Genomic DNA, 3,701 nt, shown 5'->3' with positions numbered 1-3,701 from the left:
TGTTGTGGGTTGTGAGTTATGAAACTTATTTATCTCTCGCTACTTTAATCTCCCGCCGAGTAGGCAAAAGGAAAGCATGCTGAAAAATGACAATTATCGATCTAATAAAATTGGAGTATTGGAGTGGGGATGAACCACCCCGACCTTCGGTCACCCCTCCTTAAAAAGAGGGGAGCTTTTTATCAGTAAAACCTTTTAACTTCTAATTTTGTACTTCTTACCTCTAACCTCGAATTACATTATAAATTTAGAACTGATGGAACGGTTATTATGTACCCTGTTCATCACATCTGCAAACAAATCTGCGCAACTAACAACTTTTATTTTTCTACTCTCCTTTTTCAGCGGAATAGAGTCGGTTACAATTAATTCCTGCAACTTGGATTTTTCTACCCGCTCGTAAGCTTCTCCCGAGAGTACCGGATGGGTACAGATAGCACGTACACTTAAAGCACCTCGCTCCATCATCAGGTCCGCAGCTTTGGTAAGTGTTCCTGCCGTGTCCACCATATCATCTACCAGAACAACATTTCTTCCTTCCACATTTCCTATAAGCTCCATATGTGAAATAACATTGGCTTTAACACGCTGCTTATAACAAATCACCACATCACTTTCCAGGGCTTTTGAATAAGCATAAGCTCTCTTGGAACCTCCCATATCTGGTGATGCAATAGTGAGATTGCTGAGATTTAGTTTCCTGAGGTAAGGGAGAAAAACAGTGGAGGCAAACAGATGATCTACAGGTTTTTCAAAGAATCCCTGGATCTGGTCTGCATGTAAGTCCATCGTAATAATACGTGTAGCTCCTGCCGTTTCGAGAATACTGGCAATCATTTTTGCCGCAATAGGCACGCGCGGTTTGTCCTTACGATCCTGTCTTGCCCAGCCAAAATAGGGCATTACCGCGGTAATATGACGCGCAGAAGCACGTTTTGCAGCATCCAGCATTAGGAGCATTTCCATAAGATGGTCTGCACCGGGATGGGTCGAGCCAATAATAAAAACCCTGGCCCCACGCACAGATTCCTCAAAAGAGGGCTGGAATTCACCATCACTGTAGGTAGAGGTGATCACATTACCCAGTTTGCTGCCATAGGCAGCTGCAATTTTCTCGGCTAGTTCCCGGCTTTGCGTACAATTGAAGAATTTCGCGTCTGTTACTAAAGTAGGCATCGTTAGTTATTTTGTGAGTAAATATAGTTGATATTGCATGCCTTGCAAATTTAGGAATAATTTCTATGGATATGCAGTGGGTTTTTGTTTGGCTGTTATAAGTTACCGAAGATGCCTTACGGTTGAATTGTTTTGACGGTAAAGGAATTTGGGCGTCTTTCCCGCTGATTTACGCAGAAAAAAATATTTCCCACACAAATTAATTTTGCACCCAACTTATATCAGAGACATACACTTTTATCATTTCTCACTCCCAAAAAAGCTTAAAGCTTAAAACTATTCAACCATCATACTTTGAGCTACAAGCTTTCCCCATTTGTCACCAGAAACCAGTTGTTCCGCAAATTTTCGCGATTGTAAAGCATTTCTTCTTTCGTCTTATAATCAAAAACCTTTTTTCCGGCGAAGGCACATATTGCCTGTCCTGCCGCAGTATCCCACTCCATCGTAGGCGCAAAACGCGGATAACAGTCGGCTTTTCCTTCTGCCACCATGCACAACTTCAAGGAACTTCCTACTGAAATTGTGTCCACTTTTCCGTTTTCACTTTCAAGGGACTTTATATATTCCTTTGTCTCCGAAGAAAGGTGAGATTTGCTCGCCACAACGGTAAATGTTTTTCTTTCCGAAGATACAGGAAGCTTTATGGCCATTTTCAAAACTTCCTGATACCCCGAAAATTCTGTAATAGCATTAATCTTAAACGAGCCGACTCCCTTTGCAGCAAAATACAAATCCTCTAAAGCAGGTACATAAATAACTCCCAATACAGGTTTTTGATCCTCCACCAATGCAATATTCACAGTAAATTCACCATTCCTCTTAATAAATTCCTTAGTGCCGTCTATGGGATCCACGATCCACAGCTTTGACCAGTTTTTTCGCTGCTCGTATGGAAGATGTTTGCCTTCCTCAGAAAGCACCGGAAATTCGAGCTTCTCCAGATAACTCGTAATAATATCATGCGAAGCCTTGTCTGCTTTTGTCAGCGGCGATTTGTCCTCTTTTGCCTCTACTTCAAAATCCTCATTTTCATAAATCTGCATAATACGTTTTCCCGCTGCGAGAGACGCCTGGATTGCTGTTTCTAAAAGTAGAGTCATTTTTTTATAAGGTTTAAAGGTTATTTCCTGCTTATAATCCTTCGCTCAACAACAACCAAAATCCGCTCTACGGCCTCTTCTGTCGGGCAGGATTCTGTGTTAATTGTGATATCAAAATCTACAGGTTTTTCGTAAGGCGCATCAATACCTGTAAAGTTCTTTATTTCTCCTGAACGTGCTTTTTTGTAGAGGTCCTTTACATCCCTTCTTTCACATTCTTCCAGGGAAGTATTTACAAATACTCCCACAAAATTATGTTCGCCCACAATTTGCTTCAGCGTCTCCCTGTCGGCTTTTAACGGAGTAATAAAAGCTGCAATAACTACTGTCCCGGAGTCTATAAATAACTTGGTAACCTCTGCTATTCTACGAATATTCTCAGATCTTTCTTCTGAAGTAAAACCAATATTTTTATTTAATCCCGTGCGGATATTATCACCGTCCAGCGAATAGGTATGGATGCCTTTTTCAAACAATTTCTTTTCCACCAGGTTGGCAAGTGTGGACTTCCCTGATCCGGAAAGGCCACTAAACCATACCACCAAAGGCTTGTGACCTTTGAGGGCCGACCTTTGTTCCTGACTTACCGTATATTCCTGCGGACTTATACTGTTCTTGGTTAAAATATTTTCTTTGGTGTTCCTGTCTTTTATTCCGTAGTCCATTTTATACCAGGCTCTTTCATGCAGATAATAAAGCAACATCTTGGTTACCACCTCAACCATTCCCACTTTTAAACCCACCACCGGATTTCCGGAAATGATCCAGGCGAGAAGCATCGTATCTAAAGTACCCACGAGCCTCCAACTGATGGTTTTAAGAATATGCCTCCATTGGCTAATCGCCTGCTTCCCCAGGTTAATCCTTATCCATAGCCGCTCGTGGAGGTAGTAAAGCAGCATTTTTGTAAGCACTTCTGCCAGGCCAATTTGCAGGCCCATAAAAGGATCACCGGTTATAAACCATGAAAGAAAAATAGTGTCGAGCGTGCCAATGCACCTCCAGGTTATTGCCTTAGCGATATGCCGCTTATGTGAAACTTCCTTCACTTGATCCAGCTAGTCATTACTCATGGTTAAAATTTCGCAAAAGTCATCACCCCTGCAAAATATTTCCCTAAAATGCTGCATGAGCATTCAAAAATAATTATTCTAAAGAAATCTGTGGCTTTTATTCGGAATAACTTAAGACAGAAAATTGAATAGGATGTAAATATAAACGGCTACTGTACTACATCTGAAATTTTGGCGGTAACAATAAAGCCCATAGAGGGAAGTAGCAGCCGGATACGTTTTTTTCCTATTTCCTGAATGCAGGCTTCCTGGTCTTTTAAAGCGCCACTTGAAATTTTCACATTATCGCCAACAGAGAGCCCTTCTACCTTTACTTCATCTATTTTATCATCATCTAACCAGTCGCGGA

General features: G+C 41.4%; 4 protein-coding genes. All 4 read right to left on the bottom strand.

Features of this window, described 5'->3' with window-relative positions; all coding sequences use genetic code 11:
- Positions 1-234 precede the first annotated feature (234 nt).
- Positions 235-1,176 carry a ribose-phosphate pyrophosphokinase gene (locus RM529_RS16355; RefSeq protein WP_311485810.1) on the bottom strand — a complete coding sequence of 314 codons (942 nt, stop codon included), beginning with the start codon at positions 1,174-1,176 and terminating at the stop codon, positions 235-237.
- A gap of 299 nt (positions 1,177-1,475) precedes the next feature.
- The gene (gene cysQ, locus RM529_RS16350; RefSeq protein WP_311485809.1) at positions 1,476-2,279 is read right to left on the bottom strand and encodes a 3'(2'),5'-bisphosphate nucleotidase CysQ; all 804 of its coding nucleotides are present in this window, start codon (positions 2,277-2,279) and stop codon (positions 1,476-1,478) included.
- Between the two features lie 20 nt (positions 2,280-2,299).
- Positions 2,300-3,328, bottom strand: coding sequence for an adenylyl-sulfate kinase (cysC, locus tag RM529_RS16345; RefSeq protein WP_311485808.1), 1,029 nt, complete (start codon positions 3,326-3,328; stop codon positions 2,300-2,302).
- A 173-nt stretch (positions 3,329-3,501) separates the two neighbouring features.
- The coding region (nusG, locus tag RM529_RS16340) for a transcription termination/antitermination protein NusG (RefSeq protein ID WP_432264544.1) at positions 3,502-3,701 on the bottom strand (200 nt) is incomplete at its 5' end.

The organism is Autumnicola edwardsiae (genome assembly GCF_031846505.1).
GTDB lineage: Bacteria > Bacteroidota > Bacteroidia > Flavobacteriales > Flavobacteriaceae > Autumnicola > Autumnicola edwardsiae.
The sequence above is the reverse complement of the archived record's forward strand: the minus strand, read 5'-3'. Positions and strand labels throughout refer to the sequence as shown.

Coding starts and splice junctions, on each gene's coding strand:
- RM529_RS16355 (WP_311485810.1), bottom strand. CDS start 1,176: ATGCCTACTTTAGTAACAGACGCGAAATTCTTCAATTGTACGCAAAGC.
- cysQ (WP_311485809.1), bottom strand. CDS start 2,279: ATGACTCTACTTTTAGAAACAGCAATCCAGGCGTCTCTCGCAGCGGGA.